This is a genomic window from Streptomyces sp. NPDC029164 (genome assembly GCF_055563995.1).
Genome location: NZ_JBVHWW010000023.1, coordinates 60,097 through 80,733 on the forward strand (window position 1 = coordinate 60,097; position 20,637 = coordinate 80,733).

A 20,637-nucleotide genomic window follows, 5' to 3' on the forward strand; every position below is an offset into this window, starting at 1 on the left:
GTCAGTGCGGGGGCTCGGGTGACAGTGGCGCGTTACATGGTCAGTTCGTCGGCCTTGTCGCCCCACTTCCCGCCGTACGGGTAGCTGTAGCTGTGCAGGTTTCCGAGGCATCCGCCCAGTCCGGTGATGATGGACGGGTCCGGCATCCCGGTGCGCCAGTCGTAGAGTGACATGCCGCCGGTCTCGTCGTTGTTGCAGGTGGACGACGCCTGGTCGCGGAAGGAGTAGTCGCCCAGGTTCTTCGAGCCGTCGCTGTAGAAGGTGAGCGGTCTTCTTGGTACCGGCACGACCGTGCTTGCCGATCAGGTCGTCGGGGGACCGGTGGGGCCGGCCGCCACCCGGGCGGCCCCGTCCCCGGCCACATCGCCACCCGGAATCCGCGAACTCGGCACGAACTCGTCGCCAACTCTTCGCCACGCACGGTCCACACAAAAGATGCCCAAGTCAACGGTGTTGTCCGACAGGTGAGTTACCAACAGGAAGTGATGGAACGTCGCACAGAGTTGCGGTACCTTCCTTCACGTCGCCGCCACACCCGGGGCACAGGGCCCCATGGGACTTGCGGCGCAAAGGACCCGACACCTGTTGACGACAGCGACCGAAGTCTTCACAGTCCGGCCGTACACCCCGCACTGCCAGGTGATTAGCACCGAAGGCGACCATGCCGTCATTGGCATCTCCCCCGGTAACAGCTATTTCTCCGCCCAGCGCGTCCTCGACCTCGCCCAATGGGGGATGCGCAACTTCGAGCAGGTCGACCTCATTTACACCGACCTGCACGTCGCAGAGATGTACGAGGCCCTCGGCTACGGCGAGGACGAGGCCCGACGCAAGGCGGTCAAGAATCTGCGGGGCGTTCGCGCCAAGGTGAACAACGCCGCCGCGGAAGCCGACCCCACCGGCACCCGCCTGCGCGCCCGGCCGATGTCCTCCCTCACCGACATTCCGGCGTACCGCGCTCTGCACAACCACCTGAACAGCCTGCTCGACAACGACCCGGAGTTCCGCAAGACCTGCAACTCCCTGGTCGACGCATTCCTCTCCTCCAAGGTCCTGGACGGGAAGTCCGCCACGACGCGGCAGCGCGAGGTATGCCTCGAGTACGTCTGTGCCGAGGCGCCGCTCTTCCTCGACACGCCGGCCATCCTCGGCGTGCCGTCCTCGCTCAACTGCTACCACCAGCTCCTGCCGATGGCGGAACTGCTGTACTCCCGCGGTTCGGGTCTGCGCGCCTCGCGCAACCAGGGACACGCCATCATCACGCCCGCCGAAGGACACCCCGATGCCCACTGACACCCTGCTCGACTTCCCGTTCTCCGCGCGCGGCGACCAGCTCCCCAGCGAGATCGAGGAGCTCCGCGACGAGCCCGTGAAGCGGGTCCGCACGATCGCCGGCGACGAGGCCTGGCTCGTCTCCTCCTATGAGCTGTGCAAGCAGGTCCTGGAGGACCCCCGGTTCAGCCTGAAGGACACGTCGGCCCCCGGCGTGCCCCGCCAGTACGCCCTGACGATCCCGCCCGAGGTCGTCAACAACATGGGCAACATCACCGGAGCCGGTCTCCGCAAGGCCGTCCTCAAGGCGATCAACCCCAAGACCGACGGCATGACGGACTGGATGCGGGCCCAGGCCAACGCCCTGGTCGACGGTCTGCTGACGCACGGCGCTCCGGTCGACCTGCGCGGCCAGTTCACCAACCCGTACGCCGAGCACCTCCACTGCCGGATCCTCGGCATCCCGGAGGCCGACGCCCCGCGCCTGGCCGCCAGCCTCGACATCGCCTTCATGAACTCGGCCTGCCCCGTCACCGGTGCCAAGCTCAACTGGGACCGGGACATGGCCTACATGGTCGAGCGGCTGGACGACCCCGCCACCACCGGGCTCATGTCCGAACTCGCCGCCCTGCGCGACGACCCGGAATACGCCCACCTGACGGACGAGATGCTGGCCACGGTCGGCGTCACGCTGTTCGGTGCCGGTGTCATCTCCACCATGGGCTTCCTGACGATGGCACTCGTCTCCCTCATCCAGCACCCCGAGGTGTGGGAGCAGCTGCGCGAGGCGCCGGAGAAGATCCCGGCCGCCGTGGACGAACTCCTGCGCATCAACCTCTCCATCGCCGACGGGCTGCCCCGCCTCGCCCTGGAGGACGTCACCCTCGGCGACGTCGAGGTGAAGAAGGGCGAGCTGATGCTGGTCCTGGTCGAGGCCGCCAACACCGACCCGGCCGTGTACCCGGACCCGCACGTCGTCGACATCGACCGGGCGAACGCCGGCACGCACCTCTCCTTCGGCGGCGGGCAGCACTACTGCCCCGCCACCGCCCTCGGCAAGCGGCACACCGAGATCGCCATCGAGGTCCTGCTGGAGAAGATGCCCAACCTCCAGCTCGCCGTCCCCGTCGACCAGTTGGTCTGGCGGACCCGCTTCATGAAGCGCCTGCCGGAACGCCTGCCCGTGCTCTGGTAGCCACGCCGGCGCGTGCGCGCGTACGAGGACTGCCCCGGCCGGATGATCCGGCCGGGGCAGTTCCCCGTCGCGGCTCGCGTGCGGGCGCCCGGGTCGGCGTACGACCGGGTCAGGCGCCGATGTACGCCGCGAGGTGCTCGCCGGTCAGAGTGGCGCGCTTGGCCACCAGGTCGGCGGGGGTGCCTTCGAAGACGACCTTGCCGCCGTCGTGGCCGGCGCCGGGGCCGAGGTCGATGATCCAGTCGGCGTGCGCCATGACCGCCTGGTGGTGCTCGATCACGATCACCGACTTGCCGGAGTCGACGAGCCGGTCGAGCAGGCCGAGCAGGTGCTCGACGTCGGCGAGGTGGAGGCCGGTGGTCGGCTCGTCGAGGACGTACACGCCGCCCTTCTCCGACATGTGGGTGGCCAGCTTGAGCCGCTGCCGCTCGCCGCCGGACAGGGTGGTGAGCGGCTGGCCGAGGGTGAGGTACCCGAGGCCCACGTCGGCCAGCCGGTCGAGGATCTTGTGCGCGGCCGGCGTGTGCGCCTCGCCGCCGCCGAAGAACTCCTCGGCCTCGCTGACGGACATCGCGAGGACCTCGCTGATGTCGCGGCCGCCGAGCCGGTATTCGAGCACCTCCGCCTGGAACCGCTTGCCCTCGCAGTCCTCGCAGGGGGTGGCGACGCCCGCCATCATCGCCAGGTCGGTGTAGATGACCCCGGCGCCGTTGCACGTGGGGCAGGCGCCCTCGGAGTTGGCGCTGAACAGGGCCGGCTTCACGCCGTTGACCTTCGCGAAAGCCTTGCGGATCGGGTCGAGCAGTCCGGTGTAGGTCGCCGGGTTGCTGCGCCTGGAACCGCGGATCGGTGTCTGGTCGACCGACACCACCTGCTCGCGCGCCGGGATCGAGCCGTGGACGAGGGAGCTCTTGCCGGAGCCGGCGACACCCGTGATGACGACCAGCGCCCCGAGCGGGATGTCGACGTCGACGTCCCGCAGGTTGTTCGCCGTCGCGCCGCGGATCTCCAGCGAGCCGGAGGGCTCGCGCACCGTCTCCTTGAGCGTGGCGCGGTCGTCGAGGTGGCGGCCGGTGATCGTGTCGCCGGCCCGCAGACCCTCGACGGTGCCCTCGAAGCAGACGGTGCCGCCCGCCGTACCGGCGCCCGGTCCGAGGTCGACGACGTGGTCGGCGATGGCGATCGCCTCGGGCTTGTGCTCCACGACGAGTACCGTGTTGCCCTTGTCCCGCAGCCGCAGCAGCAGGTCGTTCATCCGCTGGATGTCGTGGGGGTGCAGGCCGATGGTGGGCTCGTCGAAGACGTAGGTGACGTCGGTGAGCGCGGAGCCGAGGTGGCGGATCATCTTGACGCGCTGCGCCTCGCCGCCCGACAGGGTGCCCGCGGGCCGGTCGAGGGCGAGGTAGCCGAGGCCGATCTCGACGAAGGAGTCGAGGGTCTGCTGCAGGGCGGCGAGCAGCGGCGCCACCGAGGGCTCCTTGAGGGCGCGGACCCACTCGGCGAGGTCCCTGATCTCCATCGCGCAGGCGTCGGCGATGCTGATCCGCTTGATCTTCGACGACCGGGCGCCTTGGCTGAGCCGGGTGCCGTCGCATTCGGGGCAGGTGGTGAAGGTGACCGCCCGCTCCACGAACGCCCGGATGTGGGGCTGCATCGCTTCCTTGTCCTTGGACAGGAAGGACTTCTGGATCTTCGGGATCAGCCCCTCATAGGTGAGGTTGACGCCGTTGACCTTGACCTTGGTCGGCTCGCGGTAGAGGAAGTCCTGCATCTCCTTCTTGGTGTACCGGCGGATCGGCTTGTCCGGGTCGAGGAAGCCCGACTCGGCGTAGATCCCCACGGTCCACACGTTGTCCGACTTCCAGCCGGGGATGGTGAACGCGCCCTCGGCGATGGACTTGGAGTCGTCGTAGAGCTGGGTGAGGTCGATGTCGGAGACTTTGCCGCGGCCCTCGCAGTGCGTGCACATGCCGCCGGTGCGGTGGTAGGTCGCCTTCACCGTCTTGGTGCTGGCGGCGCCGCGTTCGACGGTGATCCCCCCGCTCGCCCGGACCGTGGCGGTGTTGAAGGAGTACGCGCTGGGCGGGCCGATGTGCGGCTTCCCGAGCCGGCTGAAGAGGATCCGCAGCATCGCGTTGGCATCGGTGGCGGTGCCGACCGTGGAGCGGGGGTCGGAGCCCATCCGCTGCTGGTCGACGGTGATCACGGTCGTCAGCCCGTCGAGGACGTCGACCTCGGGGCGGGCGAGCGTCGGCATGAAGCCCTGGACGAAGCTGCTGTACGTCTCGTTGATCAGCCGCTGCGACTCCGCGGCGATGGTGTTGAACACGAGCGAGCTCTTGCCCGAGCCGGAGACCCCGGTGAACACCGTCAGCCGGCGCTTCGGGATCTCGATGCTGACGTCCTTGAGGTTGTTCTCGCGCGCGCCGTGCACGCGGATCACGTCGTGGCTGTCGGCACCGTGCGGCGCGGACGACCGCGCCCCCGTCCCCGTCCCCGTGGCCTTGCTCATCGTGTCTCCGTCGTTCGGGCGGGGACCGCGTGTGCGGTCCCCGTCGGTTTCGTTGGTACGGACTGTGCTGCGGGCTGTCTCTACCGCTTGGGCTGGTTGAAGCGGAGCATGTTGCCGGCCGGGTCGCGGAAGGCGCAGTCGCGGACCCCGTACGGCTGGTCGATCGGCTCCTGCAGCACCTCCCCGCCGGCTGCCCGGATGCGCTCGAAGGTGGCGTCGACGTCGTCGGTGGAGAAGATCACGCCGCGCAGCATGCCCTTGGCCAGCAGCTCCGCCATCTGCTGCTTGTCCGTCGGGGAGGCGTTGGGGTTGGCGAGCGGCGGTTCGAGGACGATCTCCACGTCGGGCTGCTCGGGTGAGCCGACGGTCACCCACCGCATCCCCTCGAAGCCGACGTCGTTGCGTACCTCCATGCCGAGGACGTCGCGGTAGAACGCGAGCGCCTTGTCATGGTCGTCGACTGCGATGAAGCACTGTGAGAGCTTGATGGTCATGCCTCCGACGCTACGAGGCGGCGGGCGATTTCGCTTCTCCGTTTCTGATCGGTCGCGTATGAATTTTCGCGATGCACGCCGGGATCGCCGCTCCGGCCTCGTGGCGGCGGGCCCGGTAGGCGCTCGGGCTCTCGCCGACCAGCTCCGTGAAGCGCGAGCTGAACGACCCGAGCGAGGTGCACCCGACCTCGAAGCAGACCTCCGTGACGCTGAGGTCACCCCGCCTCAGCAGCGCTTTCGCCCGCTCGACGCGGCGGGTCATGAGGTAGCTGTACGGGGTCTCCCCGAAGGCGGCGCGGAAGCTGCGGGAGAAGTGCCCGGCCGACATGAGGGCGACGTCGGCCAGTGCCGGGACGTCCAGCGGCTGCGCGTAGTCGCGGTCCATCGTGTCCCGCGCACGACGCAGGCGTACCAGGTCCTCCAGGGTCATGCACCCAGCATCGCACGGGCGCGGCCGAGGCGGCGGCCACCTGTGGGAACTCGATCCGGCGGCCGGGGGCGGGCGTTCAGGATCGCTTGCCCGCGGGTCACAGCCAGCCGGCCTGCGCCGCCCTCAGCCCGGCCTCGAAACGGCTGCGCGCCCCCAGCCTCTCCATGATGGAAGCCATGCTGCGGCGGACGGTGCTCAAGGACACCCCCAGCCGCCCGGCGGCCGTCTCGTCGGTGAGCCCCTTGGCCAGGAGGGTGAGCAGTTCGCGTTCCTGTGGGGTGAGCCCGGTGTCCTCGTCCCTGGCCTGCCGCGCGCCGAGCGGCAGCGCGACCGCCCACACCTGCTCGAAGAGCGTCGACAGCGCGGCCATCGCCCCGGCCGCGTGGAGGAGGACGGCCCCGCGGCGGGTGTCCGACGGGTCCAGCGGGACCAGCGCACTGGCGCCGTCGATCAGGATCATCCGCAGCGGCAGAGTGGGAACCGTGCGCACCTCGCCCCCGGACTCGGTCAGCCAGCGGGCGTACTCGAGCGTCGGCGCGCTGTTGCGGACGCTGTCCAGGCAGACCGTCCGCAGCTCCACCCCGCGGAGCAGGATCTGGGCGTCGTTGTGCCGCGCCGCCTCGATGGACGCCGGGGAGTGGCCGCCGCCCGGCATGAACGTACAGACCGAGGTGGTGGCCTTGTTGGCGATCTGCTCCAGTCGGCTCTGGATCGCGTCCATGCCGATGAGGCGCTCGCTGTCGGCCTCGTCACCGCCGCCTTCGCCCGCGCGCCCGCCGCCGCTCGCGGGCTCGGCGATGTCGGCGAGCATGCGGGTGACCGCGACGTGGGTCTCGTCCAGTTCCCGTCGGCGCTGCTCGAGTTCGTCCTGCTGGCGGCGGAGCAGCAACTGGAGCCCCAGTTCGGGGTGGATCGCCCGCCATCCCCCGGGGCGGTCCGCGGACCTGCGCAGCAGGGAGAGCTCGGCGAGTCTGTCCAGCGCGTCCCGCACCTGCTGTTCCTCGAGTCCGAGCCGCTCGGCCATCTGCCCGACGCCCCAGCCCTCGGGGCGCGCGGCCAGCAGCCGGTAGACGACCTCGGTCGATGTGTCGAGTCCCAGTGCGGACAGCATCGCGGTGCTCCTCCCCACGTCGGCAAACGTCTTTCCAGGCGCACAGCAGCATGGGGGGCAGCAGGGCCGGCGGTCTTGTAGGAATCGGAGTTCAGGCGTTGTCCGGCAGCAGCAGGCTGGTCACCCGGCCCGCCACCCGGTCCAGCGCCGAGCCGGGCGGCAGGCCGCCCCGGTGGGCCGCGAACCGCGACGGGGTGAGCCCGGTCATCGCCTTGAACTCGCGGATGCAGTGGGCCTGGTCGTGGAAGCCGCCGAAGGCCGCCACCTTGGCCCCGTCCAGGCCGAGCGACTGGAGGCGCAGCGCCCGCTGGAGCCGGGCCACCCTGGCGACGGCCTTCGGCGCCAGGCCCACCTGCTGCCCGAAGCGGGCGCGCAGATGGCGGGAGCTCCAGCCGACCTCGCCGGAGATCCTGCTGAGGGCTTCGGGCCGGCTGTCCGCGCGCAACCGCCGCAGGGCCTCGCGGACTTCGGGCGAGACCGTGCCGCCCTTGTCGCCGCAGGAGAGGAACACGGCGTCGAGGAGGGCGAACCGGTCGGCCCAGGCATCGGTCTGCTGGAGCTGCTCGACCAGGAGGGCGGCGTTCCGGCCGAGCAGGTCGGACAGGTCGACGAAGGCCTCCGTGAAGTACCTCATGGGTATCCCGAAGGTCCGGTAGGCGCCGAGCGGGGAGAAGGTCACCTCGATGCCGTGCAGACCTCCGGTGTGCTCGCCGCGCGTCGCCGTGGTGCGCAGCCCGGAGAGGAAGGACGAGGCGCCCTGGGGCGGTCCCCCGGCGGTGAGACGGAGACCGCCCGCGAGGGCGATGACCACCGTCACCACGCCGTCGGGGACTTCGAGCCGGGACCGGGGTCTGCCTTCCGGCAGCCGGTAGCCGTGGTACGCGATGATCCGCCCCCGCAGGGCCGCTCCAGGACGCGATCTGATGCTCTCGGCACCCCCGGCAGCGAGCTCCGGAGCGCGAACGATCGAGACCATGTCTACCCCCCGTATAGGGCGCCTACGGTCCGGACGGCCACCAGGATGCATCAGCCCGGGCCGAATCCACAGGCGGGTCTCGGCACATTGCCGGCCGGGCGGGGCGATTGGCCGGTTCCGAGCGGTGACACCAAGCTCTCCGGGCTGCTTGCTCTCACCCTCCGTCCCTTCCGGCGGTCCGTGCCGGGCGGAAGGCTGTTCACCGGGAACAGGGCGAGCCGCCGAAGGAAACGGCATTCCGGATTTGAGAATCGAGGGAATCCCATGATCTGGGACTGAACCGGCCCGACCGTCACGGGCAACTTTACGAGGATCACCATCAAGCGATTTATCCCTGCCGGGGTCGCCGTTGCCCGAGGGGGGCTTGATCGTTTGGTGGTACGTCGACAAGGGAGGCGAGGGGTCGGAATGCGAGTTGCGCGCAGGACCGTGCTGCAGGCGGCTTCGGTGGGAGCCGCGGCGGCGCTGCTCGGGCGTTCCCCCGCGGCGGCCGGCCAGGAGGCCGTAGCCGGAACGGAGTCAGTCGGAACGGCGATGACCGCGACGGGGACGGCGGGGGCCGAGACCGTCGGGCTCCGCTTCACCCGTGCGACCAACGGGGCGGCGACCGCCACGGCCGCCGGGGACCGGTTCGTCGCCGAGGTGCAGAACGTCCTCTGGTCGCTGCCCCCGGACGGTTCCCCCGCCACGCCCCTCACCCCGCCCGATCTGGAGCCCGGGCGTCCGGTGTTCTCCCCCGACGGCCGACAAGTGGCGATGAGCGCCTACCGCGGGGGCGTCTTCCACCTCTGGGTGATGAACGCGGACGGCTCCGGTCTGCGCCGGCTCACCGACGGCCCGTTCGACCACCGCGCTCCGGCCTGGTCGCCCGACGGCCGCACCCTCGCCTGCTGTTCCGAACGCGGCGGTGATCCGGTGGCCGGCAGCCCGTACCGGATCTGGACCGTCGACGTGACCGGCGGCCGCCCGCGCCGCCTGACGGGCCTGCCCGGGCAGGAGGGACCCGGCCAGGACGGGGAGTGGGAGGACTTCGACCCCGTCTGGTCGCCGGACGGCTCCCGCGTGCTGTTCGTCCGCGCCACCGTGACCACGGGCACGCCGGCCGGCGACACGCTGACCGCCCGGACCATCGCCTCCGTCGCCGCCGGCGCGCCCGGGCCGGTACGGATCGACCACACCGTCGCCGACGGCCGGCTGATGGCTCCCGCGCTCTCCCCGGCCGGCCGCACCGCCTGGCTGTCCGCGGCTCCCGGCCCCCGCAAGGCCGAGACCCTGACCCTGTTCGCCGACGGCCGTCCGGTCTCCCTGGACGGCGACCTCGCGCCCGCTCCCCCGCGCTGGATCGGCGACGACCGCCTGCTCGTCACCCTCGACGGCCGGTTCCGGGTGATCCGCCCGCACGGCGACGGCGGCGGTGGCCAGGAGATCCCCCTCGACGCCACCCTCGAAGTGGCGCGCCCCCGCTACCGGGTCAAGGAGTACGTTCTGGAGGCGGAGCGGAGCCTCCCGGTCCGCGGCGTCCACCTGCCCGCCCTGTCCCCCGACGGCCGCAGCGTGGCCTTCGCCGCGCTGAACGCGCTGTGGATCGCGCCCATCACCGGCGGGGCGCCGCGCAGGATCGTCCAGGCTCCCGCCACGGCCTACGTGCAGGGCCCGGTCTGGACCCCGGACGGCCGGGCGCTGATCTACACCGACGACCGGGACGGGCTGAACACCGTACGCCGCAGGGAGCTCGACGGCGGCCGGGAGAGCGTGCTCGCCCCGGGCGGGCGGGTCTACGGGGCGCTCTCCCCGGACGGCACCCGGCTCGCCGCGCTGGACCTGGCCGGGCGACTCCTCGTACGCGATCTCGCGACCGGGACGGAGACCCCGCTGGTCCCGGCACTGGGCGGGGGCGGACTGCCCGGCCCGCCCAGCTGGTCGCCCGACGGCCGGTACCTCGCCCTGTGCGACCGCAACCGGCTCAGCCGGCGCTTCCGCGAGGGCTACAACCTCATCCGGATCGTCGACACCGCCACCGGCGCCGCCCGCCTGCACGCGCTCGCCCCGCACGCCTCGCTCGCGGACCGCTACGCCTCCGGTCCCGTCTGGTCGCCCGACGGCCGCTTCCTGGCATGCGTCAGCGAGTCGGCGCTGTGGCTGCTGCCCGTCGGCCCCGACGGCGCGCCCGCCGGACCGGCCCACCGCCTGACCGACGAGCCCGCCGACCACCCGTCCTGGTCCGCCGATGCCCGCACCCTGCTCTACCAGTCCTGCGCCCGGCTGCGCCTGCTCACCCTCGACGGCGACGGCGCGCCCGCCGGACCCGCCCGGACCGTTCCCGTCTCCCTCTCCTACCGGCGCCCCGCACCCGTCGACACCGTCGTGCACGCGGGGCTGTTGTGGGACGCCACGGGCTCCCCGCCCCGGGCCGACGTCGACGTCCTCGTCAGCGGCGGCCGGATCACCGCCGTCGAGCGGCACCGGCCGGGCCGCCGCGCCGCCCGCACCGTCGACGCCTCCGACGGCACGGTCCTGCCGGGCCTGTGGGACTCGCACGTCCATCCGTACCCGTACACCTACGGGGCGCGCCAGGGCGTGCTGCACCTCGCGTACGGCGTCACCACCGTGGTCTCGCTGGGCGGTTCGGCCTACGAGCAGGCCCGGCTGCGCGAGGACATCCGGGCCGGGCGGCTCGCCGCGCCGCGGCTGCTGGCCGGCGGGGAGCTCCTCGACGGCTCCCGGGTCGCCTACAGCATGGGGCGCGCCCATCGCACCCGCGCGGGGTTCGACCGCTCGCTGGCCCGGGGCGCGGCGCTGGACTGGGACTTCGTCAAGACGTACGTACGCGCCCCCTACGAGCTGATGGCCGAGGCGGCCCGCTTCGCGCACGACCGGCTCGGTGTCCTGGCCGGCTCCCATCTGTGCGCCCCCGGCGTCCAGACCGGACAGGACCTGACGACGCACCTGGTGGCGACCGAGCGCGCGGAGTACGGCCACGGGGCGACCCCCCGGGGCCACACCTACCAGGACACCGTGGAGGTCTACACGCGGGGCGGTTTCGATCTCGTCGCCACCCCCTTCACCGCGCTGCCGCTGATGGGCGCCGATCCGGCGCTGGCCGACGACGCGCGGGTGACGGCGCTGATGCCGCCCTGGGACGTGGAGGCCGTCCGGGCCGCGGCCGCGAGTGCGCCGAGCGCGGAGCAGAGCGCCGTCCTGGAGCGCGAGGTGGACGTCTACCGGCGTGTGGTGGCGGGTGGCGGCCGGCTCGCGCTGGGCACCGACGCGCCGCTCACCCCCGTCGGGCTCCACCTGCACCTCTCCCTGCGGGCGCTGCACCGGTACGGCATGTCGCCGGCGGAGGCGCTGACCACGGTGACCCGGACCCCGGCCCGGGTGTTCGGCGTCGCGGACCGGCTCGGCACGGTCGAACCGGGCAGGATCGCCGACCTCACCCTCGTCGACGGAGACCCCTTCACCGACTTCGCGGACCTGATCCGCGTACGGGCGACCGTCCGGGGCGGTGTCGTGCGCGAACGCCCGGCCCTGGAGCGCGCCTTCACCCGTTCCGGTGCGACGTCGGACGCGGCCCCCGGGGACTGGGGCGGTGTGCTGCGGCAGATGCTCCGGGACGGCTGCTGCACCGCCCACGAGGGCGACCGCTGACGAGCGCCGACGGCGCGGGCGGCTTCGCGGTCAGGGCTGGTCGGACCAGGAGAAGGCGGCGATCCGCCAGCCCTCCGGGGTCCGCACGAACTGGATGGTCTTGGTCCCGCCGCCCTCGAAGGGCTCGCCGTCCAGGATGCCGGACTTGCGGTACTCGCCGAACCGCGAGGCGATGTCGCCCGCGATCTCGGTCCGTTCCGAGGTCTCCCACTCGGAGAACTCGGCCAGCCGGCCGCCGGACAGCAGCAGCCGGCGGGGCTCGATGAACTCGTCCACGGTGTAGGCCGTGAAGTCCGGGCCGGTCTTGACGATGACCCCGCCCGGGAGCATCAGCCGGCGGATCCGTCCCAGGTCGGCGGTCTGACCGCCCCGGTTGTCGAAGGCGCCGAAGAACTCGGCGGTCACCACGTCTATCTCGGCCTTGGACATGGCGCGACAGTAACACCCGCACGGGCGGCGGGCGTCGCACGAGCCGACCACCCACCACACGTCCGTACGGACGTACGGACGTACGGCCGCGTACGGTCAGGCCGCGAGCGCCGTGGTGATCACCAGGGGCGGTCTCTCCCGCTCGGCCGACCACGCGCGGCCGGCCGCGAGATCCGGGTCGGCGACGGTGAGCGCCTCGTCCACGGTGGGCCGGTGCCGGACGACGTCCCGGAAGCCGGCGCGCTCCAGCAGGGCCGGGAAGTAGCCGACGGGCCACGCGTGGTTGCGCATCTCCTGCCAGGTTCCGTCCGTGCGCCGCAGCCGTACCGTCAGCTCGTCGCCGGGCCCGTACACCTCGCCCGGTTCGCCGATCCGCAGCGAGGCGTACTCGGTGCCGTTGCAGTTGGGGTCGGTCGCCAACAGCACGAACAGGCCGTCCGGCCGCAGCAGTCGGCGGATCTCGGTGAACACGCCGAGCACCGCGCCCTCGCTGGGCAGCGACGCGAGCACGTGGTTGCACATGACCGCGTCCGCGCAGCCGTCCGCGAGTCCGGTCACCCGGCCGTCCTCGACGAGGTGGTACTCCGCCACCGCGGTCGCCGAGGCACGGGCGAGCGCCAGCATCTCCGGGGAGGTGTCCACCCCGAGGACCCGCGCCCCCAGCCGCCGGGCCGCCTGGTCGGCCACCTTCCCCGGTCCGCACCCGTAGTCCACCAGAACCGCCCGGGGCCCGATCCGGCCGGACAGGGCCCGGAAGACGAACGGGTACCCGAGCAGCCAGTCCGTGGCCGCGTCCACCGCCGCGAATGCCCGCGCGCCGTCACGTCCGGACCAGGCGGCGCCGTCCGCGGCACCGCTCTGCCCGGGTCCCTCCGACCAGTCGCTCACAGCAACCACTATCGACCCATCGCCGCCACCCGGCAGCGTTACGACACGACGTCCCGGCCTGCCGCCTTCCCGCCGAAACGGCTTCGCGCCGGGCGGCCCCGTGACAGCATCCTCCCCATGAGCCGAGACGACAGCGACGAGGCGTACGTGGTCGGCCTGTGCAACCAGGTCCTGGGCGCCACGGCCCTCACCCAGCACAGGTTCGACTGGTTGCTGGGCGATCCCGGCGCGGGAGGCCGCCGGGCCAGGCTTCCGGTCGACGCCTACTGGCCCGGCCACCGGCTGGTGCTGGAGTACCGGGAGCGCCAGCACGACGAGCCGACGCCCTTCTTCGACAAGCCCGACAGGATGACGGTCAGCGGAGTCCACCGCGGCGAGCAGCGCGCCCGCTACGACGGCTACCGCGACACCCAGGTCCCGGCCCACGGCCTGCGGCTCGTGGTCGTCCGCCCGTCCGATCTCGACGCCGACGGCCGGGGGCGCCTGCGCCGTGTCCCGGAGAGCGACGTGGAGATCCTCCGTGGTCTGCTCGCCGGAGTGGCGGAGCGGGAGGCTAGAGGTTGATCCAGTAGCGCCGCTTGGGACCGATGAGGGTTTCGCGGACGTCCTCCAGTACGCCGCCGTTGGCCTCGATCGTGCGGATCGAGGCCTCGTTTCCGGGGTCGCAGGTCAGCAGGACCCGGTCCATCCCCAGCAGGCGGGCCTCGTGCCGGACGGCGCCCAGGGCCCAGGTGGCCAGCCCGCGGCGGCGGGCCGAGGGCCGGACGCTGTAGCCGATGTGGCCGCCCGCGTCCAGGAGGAAGCCGTTCAGGTAGTGCCGTAGGTCTATCGCGCCGAGATAGGTGTCGTTTTCGGCGATCCACCAGTAGGTGGCGTGCACGCGGCCGTGCTCGACCGGCGCCGTACGGTCGGCGTACCGGTGCAGCCGGTCCACCCAGGCCGCGAAGCCCTCCGGGCTGTCCACGTCGTCGTCGGAACCGAGGCCGGCGCCGTCCAGGTGGGCGTCGGGGCCCGCTTCCCGCTGGGCGGCGAGCCAGGAGCTGTGCAAGCGGGAGGTGGGGCTGATGAGCTCTGGCATACCTCGGACCCTAACAGTCGGATCATCCGACCCGGTCCGCCGGCGCCGGCGGCGGACCTCATCCGGACGGCGGTGCGGTCGGCGGTGCGGACGGCGTCGACGCGGGTGACACGGGAGACACGGGTGACGCGGGTGCCGAGGCCGAGGGCTTGGGGGCCGACGGTTTGTGCCCGGGGTAGACGTGGTCCGGGGTCACGATGCCGGTGATCGCCTCGCCGAAGAGGGTGCTGGGCTCCTGGCCGTCGTGCAGGACGTCGGTGTTGAGGATGACGACCAGGGTCGCCTGCTCCTGCGGCAGGAAGACGCCCAGGCTCTCGTAGCCCGGGAGCGAGCCGTTGTGACCGATCCAGCCCTGGACGTTGAACAGGCCCAGCCCGTAGCCGGCGCCGGGGATGCCGACGGAGGTGGTCTTCAGGCGCTGGGCCTGTGTCTCGGGCGTCAGCAGCGTGCCCGTGGCGAGGGTCCGCGCCCAGCTGCGCAGGTTCTGGAGGTCGGAGATCATCGCGCCCGCGGCCCAGGCCCAGGACGGGTCCCAGCCGGCGGCGTCCTCGATCTTGCCGGACGCCGTCTGGTCCGTGTAGCCCTGCGCGTGCGGCGCGGGGAACTCCGCGCCGGCCGGGAACAGCGTGCGGCCCAGTCCGGCCGGCTCCACCACGTCCCGGTCGATGACGTCCCGGAGCGAGCGGCCGGTGACCTTCTCGATCAGCAGGCCGAGCAGGATCAGGTTGGTGTTGGAGTACTCGAACTCCGCGTTCGGCTCGAACTGCACCGGGTGCTTGAAGGAGTAGGCGAGCAGCTCCTGCGGCGTGAACCGACGGTCGGGGTCGGTGGTGAACGCCTTGCCGAAGTCCGCGTCCTCGCTGTAGTTGAAGAGCCCGCTGCGCATGCCGGCCAGCTCGCGCAGGGTGATGCGGTCCCCGTTCGGCACGCCGGCGATGTAGTCGCCGATCGGGTCGTCCAGGCCGACCTTGCCCTGGTCGACCAGCTGGAGGACGGCGGTGACGGTGAACGTCTTGGTCTGGCTGCCGATGCGGGTGTTGAAGTCGGTCCGCATGGGCGCGCCGGTCGCCTTGTCGGCCACCCCGAAGGCCCTCACGTAGCTGCCCTTGCCGGGTGCCCACAGCCCCACGATCACGCCCGGCACCCGGGCCTCGCGCATGACCTGGCGCACGGCCGCGTCGAGTTGGGCCGCGACGGCGGGGGTGAGCTCCGGGAAGCCCTCCTCGCCGTCCGGGGTGGGGGCGGCGGGGACGGACCGCACCGCGGCGGGCGTCCCGTACGCGGAGCCCGCGACGGCCGGGGCGACGAGCAGACCAGCCGCGGCGGCTGCCACGCAGGCCCGGCGGAACCGTATGTGCGTCGGAGTCACCACATGCCTCCTGCCGTACGGGGTTCAAGGCGGGGCGATCACGATCAGCGTAAGGTCGCGCCGACCGGGCCGCGAGGCGAGCGCCCGGCTGCGACACGGCTGCGACAGGGCTGCGACAGGACTACGGCAGGACTACGGCAGTGGCCTCGCGCGGGCGATGACCAGGGCGACGTCGTCGTGGTCGTCCGGCCGGCGCAGGGAGTCCAGGAGCCGGTCGCAGGTCTCCTCCAGCGGGCGCCCGGTGTCGGCGAGCAGGTCCAGGAGCAGGTCGAGGCGTTCGTCGATGGGCTGGTCCCGGGTCTCGACGAGTCCGTCGGTGTAGAGGACGAGTTGGTCGCCGGGCTCCATGGCGACGGTGGTGGCCTCGAAGGGGATGCCGCCCACGCCGAGCGGCGCGCCGGTGGGCAGGTCGAGGAGTTCGGGGGTGTGGCCGGACCGGATGAGGACGGGCGGCAGGTGTCCGGCGACGGCCACCCGGCACTGGGCCCGGTGCGGGTCGTAGACGACGTACACGCAGGTGGCGATGGTCTCTTCGAGGGCGGCGGTGGTGCGGTCGAGCTGCTGGAGCACCTGCGTCGGGTCGAGGGCGAGCTCGGCGAGGGTACGGGTCGCGGTGCGCAGCTGTCCCATGCTGGCGGCGGCGTTGATGCCGCTGCCCATCACGTCGCCGATCACGAGGACGGTGGTGTCGTCCGGGCCCGCGATGGCGTCGAACCAGTCGCCGCCGATCTCGCTGCTGGCCGCGGCGGGCCGGTAGCGGGAGGCCACTTCCAGGCCGGGCGTGGGCGGCGGGTGGTGCGGGAGGAGGTGGTGCTGGAGGGCGAGGGCGGTGTGGTGCGCGTTGCGGTACCAGCGGGCGTTGTCGATGCACACGGCGGCGCGGGCGGCCAGTTCCCCGGCCAGCACGATGTCGTCGTCGTTGAAGGGCAGCGGGTTGCGGGTGCGTTTGAGGTCGAGGGCGCCGAGGACCTCGCCGCGGGCGATGAGGGGCACGGCCAGGTACGAGCGCAGGCCGGCGCGGGTCAGCAGCGAGGCGGCGGTGCTGTCGCGGGCGATGCGCGAGATGTCCTGGGCGTGGACGTGGGCCACCAGGACCGGGTGTCCGGTGGTCACGGACTGGGTGACCAGCCGGTCGGCGGCGTACGCGGCGATGTCGCCCGGTGGGTCCGCGGCGCGGACGGCCTCGCTGGGGAAGGCGGAGGCGACGGCCAGGGCGCGGAACACGGCGGGCTCGTGGGCGGACGACCGCAGGGTGGGACGGCCTTCGAGGACGGAGTCGAGGATGTCGACGGCGGCGATGTCGGCGAGCTCCGGCACGACGACGTCGGCGAGCTCGCGGGCGGTCTGGTCCAGGTCGAGGGTGGTGCCGATGCGGACGGTGGCGTCCGCGATCAGGGCGAGGCGCCGGCGGCTGCGGGCGATCTCGATGGCCGCCTGGTGACTCTGGGTGACGTCGACCACGGAGGTGGCCAGGCCGAGGACGCGTCCGGTGGCGTCCTCCAGCCGGTAGTACGACACCGACCAGGCGTGCTCGGTGCGCTCCCCGCCGTGGGTGCGGCCGGCCGTGAACTGTTCGAGCAGCGGGGTGCCGGTGGCCAGCACCTGGCGCATGGCCGATTCGGCGGCCTCGGTGTCGTCGAGGAAGGAGAGGGCCTCGCGGACGCTCCGGCCGATGTGCTGGGCGGCGGGCAGCCCGTTGATCCGCTCCAGCGTCGGGTTGACCAGGACGTACCGCAGTTCCGTGTCCAGGACCGCGAGGCCGATCGGGGACTGGGCGACCAGGCGCGCGGAGAGGGCGAGGTCCCGCTCCAGCTGCCGCAGCCGTGTGCGGTCGGTCGCGATGCCGAGGGCGTACAGCTCCCCGTGCTCGTCGAGCAACCGCATGTTGCGGAATTCCACCAGGCGGGTGCCGCCGTCCTTGTGGCGTACCGGGAAGGCGCCGGCCCAGTCGCCGGCGCCGCCCATGACCCGCGCGAAGAGCTCGGTGACCAGCCCCAGGTGTTCCTCTGCGGCCAGCAGCCCGGCGGCGGGCCGGCCGAGCGCGTCCTCGGCCGACCAGCCGAACAGCTGCTCGGCCTGGGGGCTCCACAGTGCGATCCGTCCCTCGGCGTCGAGGACGACCGCCGCGACGTTCAGGACGTCGAGCAGCCCGCTGGGCGGGGCCAGCCCGGGCGCGGTACGCCCGGTCCCACCCGCGCCCAACCCGTCGATCGAACCCATCGGGGACGCTCCCTTCCGGCACTCCGGCCCCGCCCCCACCCGCCCGGCGGCGGCCCGGGGCGCACGGCTACCTCTCATCGTGCCCCGGAACCCGCCCGGCAGCGCCCGGAGCGCTCGGAGCACCCGCCCGCCGGCCGGGTGGTGGTCATCGGCCCGTGTCGGTTCACTCAGCGCGCGCATCTGCGAATCGCCGCGGCCGGAGCGGCGGCGCCGGGACCACGTACGCTCGGCGGATGGCGAAATACTTCGACGTGCACCCCGAGAATCCTCAGCGTCGCACGATCGGCAACGTGGCCGACATCATCCGCTCCGGCGCGCTCATCGCGTACCCGACCGACTCCTGCTTCGCGCTGGGATGCCAGCTGGGCAACCGTGACGGCATCAGCCGGATCCGGTCGATCCGCAATCTGGACGACCGTCACCACTTCACCCTGGTCTGCCAGAACTTCGCGCAGATGGGCCGGTTCGTCCAGATCGACAACGACGTGTTCCGCGCGATCAAGGCGGCGACACCCGGCAGTTACACCTTCATCCTTCCGGCGACGTCCGAGGTGCCGCGCCAGTTGCTGCACCCGAAGAAGAAGACGGTCGGGGTCCGGATTCCCGACCACGTCGTCACGCAGGCCCTGCTCGACGAGCTCGGTGAACCGCTGCTCTCCAGCACCCTGCTGCTGCCCGACGAGGACGAGCCGATGACGCAGGGCTGGGAGATCAAGGAGCGGCTCGACCACGAGGTGGACGCCGTGCTGGACTCGGGCGACTGCGGCACGGAACCGACCACGGTCATCGACTTCTCCGGCGGCGAGGCCGAGATCGTGCGCCGGGGCTCGGGCGACACCTCGCGCTTCGAGTAGTCGCGCCGGGCCGGGCGGTCAGGTGGAGGGGCGTACGTCCGGGTAGAGGCCCAGGTACCGGTACGCGCCGGATTCGGCCCGGTAGAGGTGGGCGATGCGGTCTCCGGTGAGAACGTGGGTGCCCGTGTCGAAGGCGAGGGGCTTGGCCAGGCCCTGGTGGGTCGTCCGGAAGATCCGCCGGGTCAGGCCCGCGCGGCCCCGTCCCTCCTCCTCCAGGCCGGTGAGGGCCGCGGCGAGCAGGCCCACGGCGTCGTACGCCTCGGTGGCCCAGCGGGCGGGCGGCTCCCCGTGCGCCGCGCGGTGGGCCCCGACGAACCCGGCGGCGGCGGGGACGGCCAGCGGGTCGGTGAAGAGGACGCTGAACGCCCAGCCCTCGGCCGCCGGCCCGGCGTCCGTGAGGAAGGCCGGTTCCATGACGTGCTGAAGGGCGACGCGCGGGCCCGGGAAGCCCGTATCGGCCAGGGCGCGGGCCAGCCGGGCCGCGCGCTGCGGTGAGGTGCCGGCGTAGACGACGGCCTCGGCCCGGGCCTCGGTCAGGGCGCGTGCCACGCCCGCGAAGTCGGAGCCGCCGACCGGGATCCGGTGGACGCTGAGCGTGCCCATCGAGGGCGGGCTCTGCTGGAGGGTACGGATGAGCGGCCAGGTGGGTTCGCCCCCTTCGACGTCCTCCACCAGGCCCGTGCGCCGGACCGGCTTCACCCGGCTGAGGTAGTCGATCACCGGGAGGGCGAAGCGGTCCCCGGCCGGGCGGGTGGCGCACAGCGTCCGCCATTGCGACTGGACGGTCTCCGCGCTGTCGACCGCCACCAGCACCAGGGCGAGATCGGCCGTGGCGCAGGCAGCGGCCAGCTCGGGCACGGCCGCGTCCCAGGTGGGGCCGGTGAGCGCGACCACCGCGGGGTCGGCGACCAGTTCCTTGACCAGCTGCGCGGCGCGCGCCGGGTCCCCGCCGTCGTCGGCGACGCGCAGGGCCAGATGGAACCCTTTGTCCTTGCGGCTGTTGTGCTGCTCCACGGCCAGTCTCATGCCGCGCTCGTGGGCCTGGCCGGTCACCTTCCCGGGCCCGGTCAGGTCGGCCTGCAGGGCGAGGGTGAGGGTGGCCGGGTCGCGGGCCGGCGGCGGTGTCTTGCCCTGGGCCCGCCCGCGGGTGGCGAACCAGGCGGTCGGCGCGCCGACGGCGGCCAGGCCCGCGCCGGCCGCGAGCAGCCGCCTGCGCGTGAGGCCCCGTACCGGCGTCCGCGGCCCGTCGAGCCGGGTCGGTTCCGGGGCGGGGAGGTCCAGGGCTCTCGTGGAGCGTTCGGCGATGAGCCGGGGCAGTGGGGGCGGCAGCCAGTCCTCGGTGTCCGCGCCGGACGGGTCGTCGCCGAGCGCGGCGCTCAGCTGGGCCGGGGTCGGCCGGGCGGCCGGGTCCTTCGCCAGGCAGGCCAGCACCGGTTCCAGCAACTCCGGCGGAAGACCCGTGAGTTCGGGCTCGTCGTGGACCGTGCGGTAGACCACCGCGGCCGCGTGCCCGCCGCCGAAGGGGCCGTGACCGGTCGCCGCGTACGCGAGGACGCAGCCGAGGGAGAACACGTCGCTCGCGGCGCCCGCCGCGGGTCCTCCCGCGCGGGCCTGTTCCGGGGCCAGGTACCCGGGCGTGCCGATGACCGCGTCCACGGCCGTCAGCGTGGCCGCCCCTTCGGCGCGCGCGATCCCGAAGTCGATCAGCCGGGGCCCGTCCGGGGCGAGGAGGATGTTGCCGGGTTTGACGTCGCGGTGGACCAGCCCGGCGGCGTGCACCTGCGTGAGCGCCTCGGCGAGCCGCGCGCCGAGGATCCGTACGGCGCGGGCGGGCAGGGGACCGTACGCTCCCACCGCCTCGGACAGGGCCGGCCCGGGGACGAACGGGGTGGCCAGCCACGGTTCGCGCGCCTCGGGATCGGCGGCGACCACCGGGACCACCCAGCGCCCGGTCAGCTGCCCGGCGGCCTCCACCTCGCGCCGGAAGCGGATGCGGAAGTCCGGGTTCGAGGCGTGGTCGGCGCGGATGACCTTGACCGCCACGAGGGTCCCCGCGGCGGAACGGGCGAGGTACACCGTGCCCATGCCGCCCGAACCGAGGCGCCCCAGCAGCCGGTTGCCGCCGATCGCGGCCGGATCGGCCGGGGTGAGGGGGCGCATC

General features: G+C 72.7%; 17 protein-coding genes. 5 read left to right on the forward strand and 12 right to left on the reverse strand.

Going from position 1 to position 20,637, the window contains the following annotated elements:
- Nucleotides 1–32: 32 nt before the first annotated feature.
- Nucleotides 33–287 (reverse strand): hypothetical protein, encoded by a 255-nt coding sequence (locus tag ACZ4VT_RS22520; protein WP_467952082.1) that lies wholly within the window; start codon nt 285–287, stop codon nt 33–35.
- Nucleotides 288–552: 265 nt separating this feature from the next.
- Between ACZ4VT_RS22520 and ACZ4VT_RS22525 the strand changes: the two genes are divergently transcribed.
- Nucleotides 553–1,293, forward strand: a complete 741-nt coding sequence (locus tag ACZ4VT_RS22525; RefSeq protein WP_467952084.1) for a cyclodityrosine synthase — start codon at nt 553–555, stop codon at nt 1,291–1,293.
- Nucleotides 1,283–2,467: a cytochrome P450 gene (locus ACZ4VT_RS22530; protein WP_467952085.1), complete on the forward strand. Its 1,185-nt coding sequence runs from the start codon at nt 1,283–1,285 to the stop codon at nt 2,465–2,467. The genes ACZ4VT_RS22525 and ACZ4VT_RS22530 overlap by 11 nt, the downstream gene beginning before the upstream one ends.
- 109 nt (nt 2,468–2,576) lie before the next feature.
- Here ACZ4VT_RS22530 and ACZ4VT_RS22535 read toward each other — a convergent pair whose 3' ends face one another.
- The 5 genes from ACZ4VT_RS22535 to ACZ4VT_RS22555 all read right to left on the reverse strand — a co-directional run bounded on the left by ACZ4VT_RS22535 (nt 2,577) and on the right by ACZ4VT_RS22555 (nt 7,990).
- Nucleotides 2,577–4,979, reverse strand: coding sequence for an ATP-binding cassette domain-containing protein (locus ACZ4VT_RS22535; RefSeq protein ID WP_467952086.1), 2,403 nt, complete (start codon nt 4,977–4,979; stop codon nt 2,577–2,579).
- 80 nt (nt 4,980–5,059) lie between these two features.
- Entirely contained in the window at nt 5,060–5,473 is a 414-nt protein-coding gene (locus ACZ4VT_RS22540) for a VOC family protein (protein WP_388829369.1), read from the reverse strand.
- A 10-nt stretch (nt 5,474–5,483) separates the two neighbouring features.
- On the reverse strand, nt 5,484–5,903 hold the full coding sequence (locus ACZ4VT_RS22545; protein WP_467952088.1) for a helix-turn-helix domain-containing protein: 420 nt from the start codon (nt 5,901–5,903) through the stop codon (nt 5,484–5,486).
- A 97-nt stretch (nt 5,904–6,000) separates the two neighbouring features.
- Complete coding sequence (locus tag ACZ4VT_RS22550; RefSeq protein ID WP_467952089.1) at nt 6,001–7,014, reverse strand: helix-turn-helix transcriptional regulator; 1,014 nt, start codon at nt 7,012–7,014, stop codon at nt 6,001–6,003.
- 91 nt (nt 7,015–7,105) lie between these two features.
- The gene (locus ACZ4VT_RS22555) at nt 7,106–7,990 is read right to left on the reverse strand and encodes a helix-turn-helix domain-containing protein (protein ID WP_467952091.1); all 885 of its coding nucleotides are present in this window, start codon (nt 7,988–7,990) and stop codon (nt 7,106–7,108) included.
- Between the two features lie 534 nt (nt 7,991–8,524).
- Here ACZ4VT_RS22555 and ACZ4VT_RS22560 point away from each other — a divergent pair.
- On the forward strand, nt 8,525–11,638 hold the full coding sequence (locus ACZ4VT_RS22560) for an amidohydrolase family protein (RefSeq protein ID WP_467952092.1): 3,114 nt from the start codon (nt 8,525–8,527) through the stop codon (nt 11,636–11,638).
- Between the two features lie 30 nt (nt 11,639–11,668).
- On the opposite strand, the gene ACZ4VT_RS22565 is transcribed toward ACZ4VT_RS22560, so the two are convergent.
- Together ACZ4VT_RS22565 and ACZ4VT_RS22570 are read right to left on the reverse strand one after the other, a co-directional pair.
- On the reverse strand, nt 11,669–12,067 hold the full coding sequence (locus ACZ4VT_RS22565) for a nuclear transport factor 2 family protein (RefSeq protein ID WP_467952093.1): 399 nt from the start codon (nt 12,065–12,067) through the stop codon (nt 11,669–11,671).
- 96 nt (nt 12,068–12,163) lie between these two features.
- Complete coding sequence (locus tag ACZ4VT_RS22570; protein ID WP_467952094.1) at nt 12,164–12,955, reverse strand: class I SAM-dependent methyltransferase; 792 nt, start codon at nt 12,953–12,955, stop codon at nt 12,164–12,166.
- 117 nt (nt 12,956–13,072) lie between these two features.
- Here ACZ4VT_RS22570 and ACZ4VT_RS22575 point away from each other — a divergent pair, with 117 nt between their 5' ends.
- On the forward strand, nt 13,073–13,519 hold the full coding sequence (locus ACZ4VT_RS22575; protein ID WP_467952095.1) for a hypothetical protein: 447 nt from the start codon (nt 13,073–13,075) through the stop codon (nt 13,517–13,519).
- On the opposite strand, the gene ACZ4VT_RS22580 is transcribed toward ACZ4VT_RS22575, so the two are convergent.
- The 3 genes from ACZ4VT_RS22580 to ACZ4VT_RS22590 form a co-directional block, all read right to left on the reverse strand.
- Nucleotides 13,509–14,033: a GNAT family N-acetyltransferase gene (locus ACZ4VT_RS22580; protein ID WP_362853447.1), complete on the reverse strand. Its 525-nt coding sequence runs from the start codon at nt 14,031–14,033 to the stop codon at nt 13,509–13,511. The two genes, ACZ4VT_RS22575 and ACZ4VT_RS22580, sit on opposite strands and share 11 nt — an antisense overlap.
- 58 nt (nt 14,034–14,091) lie before the next feature.
- Nucleotides 14,092–15,402: a serine hydrolase domain-containing protein gene (locus ACZ4VT_RS22585; RefSeq protein WP_467952096.1), complete on the reverse strand. Its 1,311-nt coding sequence runs from the start codon at nt 15,400–15,402 to the stop codon at nt 14,092–14,094.
- Between the two features lie 132 nt (nt 15,403–15,534).
- Nucleotides 15,535–17,622, reverse strand: coding sequence for a SpoIIE family protein phosphatase (locus tag ACZ4VT_RS22590; RefSeq protein WP_467952097.1), 2,088 nt, complete (start codon nt 17,620–17,622; stop codon nt 15,535–15,537).
- Between the two features lie 233 nt (nt 17,623–17,855).
- Here ACZ4VT_RS22590 and ACZ4VT_RS22595 point away from each other — a divergent pair, with 233 nt between their 5' ends.
- The gene (locus ACZ4VT_RS22595) at nt 17,856–18,476 is read left to right on the forward strand and encodes an L-threonylcarbamoyladenylate synthase (RefSeq protein ID WP_467952098.1); all 621 of its coding nucleotides are present in this window, start codon (nt 17,856–17,858) and stop codon (nt 18,474–18,476) included.
- 18 nt (nt 18,477–18,494) lie between these two features.
- Here the strand turns inward: ACZ4VT_RS22595 and ACZ4VT_RS22600 are convergent, their stop codons facing one another.
- Entirely contained in the window at nt 18,495–20,636 is a 2,142-nt protein-coding gene (locus tag ACZ4VT_RS22600) for a bifunctional serine/threonine-protein kinase/ABC transporter substrate-binding protein (RefSeq protein ID WP_467952099.1), read from the reverse strand.
- Nucleotide 20,637 lies beyond the last annotated feature (1 nt).

What these genes read in the sequence shown, in the direction of transcription:
- ACZ4VT_RS22525 (WP_467952084.1), top strand. Translation starts at nt 553, where the DNA reads ATGGGACTTGCGGCGCAAAGGACCCGACACCTGTTGACGACAGCGACC.
- ACZ4VT_RS22530 (WP_467952085.1), top strand. Translation starts at nt 1,283, where the DNA reads ATGCCCACTGACACCCTGCTCGACTTCCCGTTCTCCGCGCGCGGCGAC.
- ACZ4VT_RS22535 (WP_467952086.1), bottom strand. Translation starts at nt 4,979, where the DNA reads ATGAGCAAGGCCACGGGGACGGGGACGGGGGCGCGGTCGTCCGCGCCG.
- ACZ4VT_RS22540 (WP_388829369.1), bottom strand. Translation starts at nt 5,473, where the DNA reads ATGACCATCAAGCTCTCACAGTGCTTCATCGCAGTCGACGACCATGAC.
- ACZ4VT_RS22545 (WP_467952088.1), bottom strand. Translation starts at nt 5,903, where the DNA reads ATGACCCTGGAGGACCTGGTACGCCTGCGTCGTGCGCGGGACACGATG.
- ACZ4VT_RS22550 (WP_467952089.1), bottom strand. Translation starts at nt 7,014, where the DNA reads ATGCTGTCCGCACTGGGACTCGACACATCGACCGAGGTCGTCTACCGG.
- ACZ4VT_RS22555 (WP_467952091.1), bottom strand. Translation starts at nt 7,990, where the DNA reads ATGGTCTCGATCGTTCGCGCTCCGGAGCTCGCTGCCGGGGGTGCCGAG.
- ACZ4VT_RS22560 (WP_467952092.1), top strand. Translation starts at nt 8,525, where the DNA reads ATGACCGCGACGGGGACGGCGGGGGCCGAGACCGTCGGGCTCCGCTTC.
- ACZ4VT_RS22565 (WP_467952093.1), bottom strand. Translation starts at nt 12,067, where the DNA reads ATGTCCAAGGCCGAGATAGACGTGGTGACCGCCGAGTTCTTCGGCGCC.
- ACZ4VT_RS22575 (WP_467952095.1), top strand. Translation starts at nt 13,073, where the DNA reads ATGAGCCGAGACGACAGCGACGAGGCGTACGTGGTCGGCCTGTGCAAC.
- ACZ4VT_RS22580 (WP_362853447.1), bottom strand. Translation starts at nt 14,033, where the DNA reads ATGCCAGAGCTCATCAGCCCCACCTCCCGCTTGCACAGCTCCTGGCTC.
- ACZ4VT_RS22590 (WP_467952097.1), bottom strand. Translation starts at nt 17,622, where the DNA reads ATGGGTTCGATCGACGGGTTGGGCGCGGGTGGGACCGGGCGTACCGCG.
- ACZ4VT_RS22595 (WP_467952098.1), top strand. Translation starts at nt 17,856, where the DNA reads ATGGCGAAATACTTCGACGTGCACCCCGAGAATCCTCAGCGTCGCACG.
- ACZ4VT_RS22600 (WP_467952099.1), bottom strand. Translation starts at nt 20,636, where the DNA reads ATGCGCCCCCTCACCCCGGCCGATCCGGCCGCGATCGGCGGCAACCGG.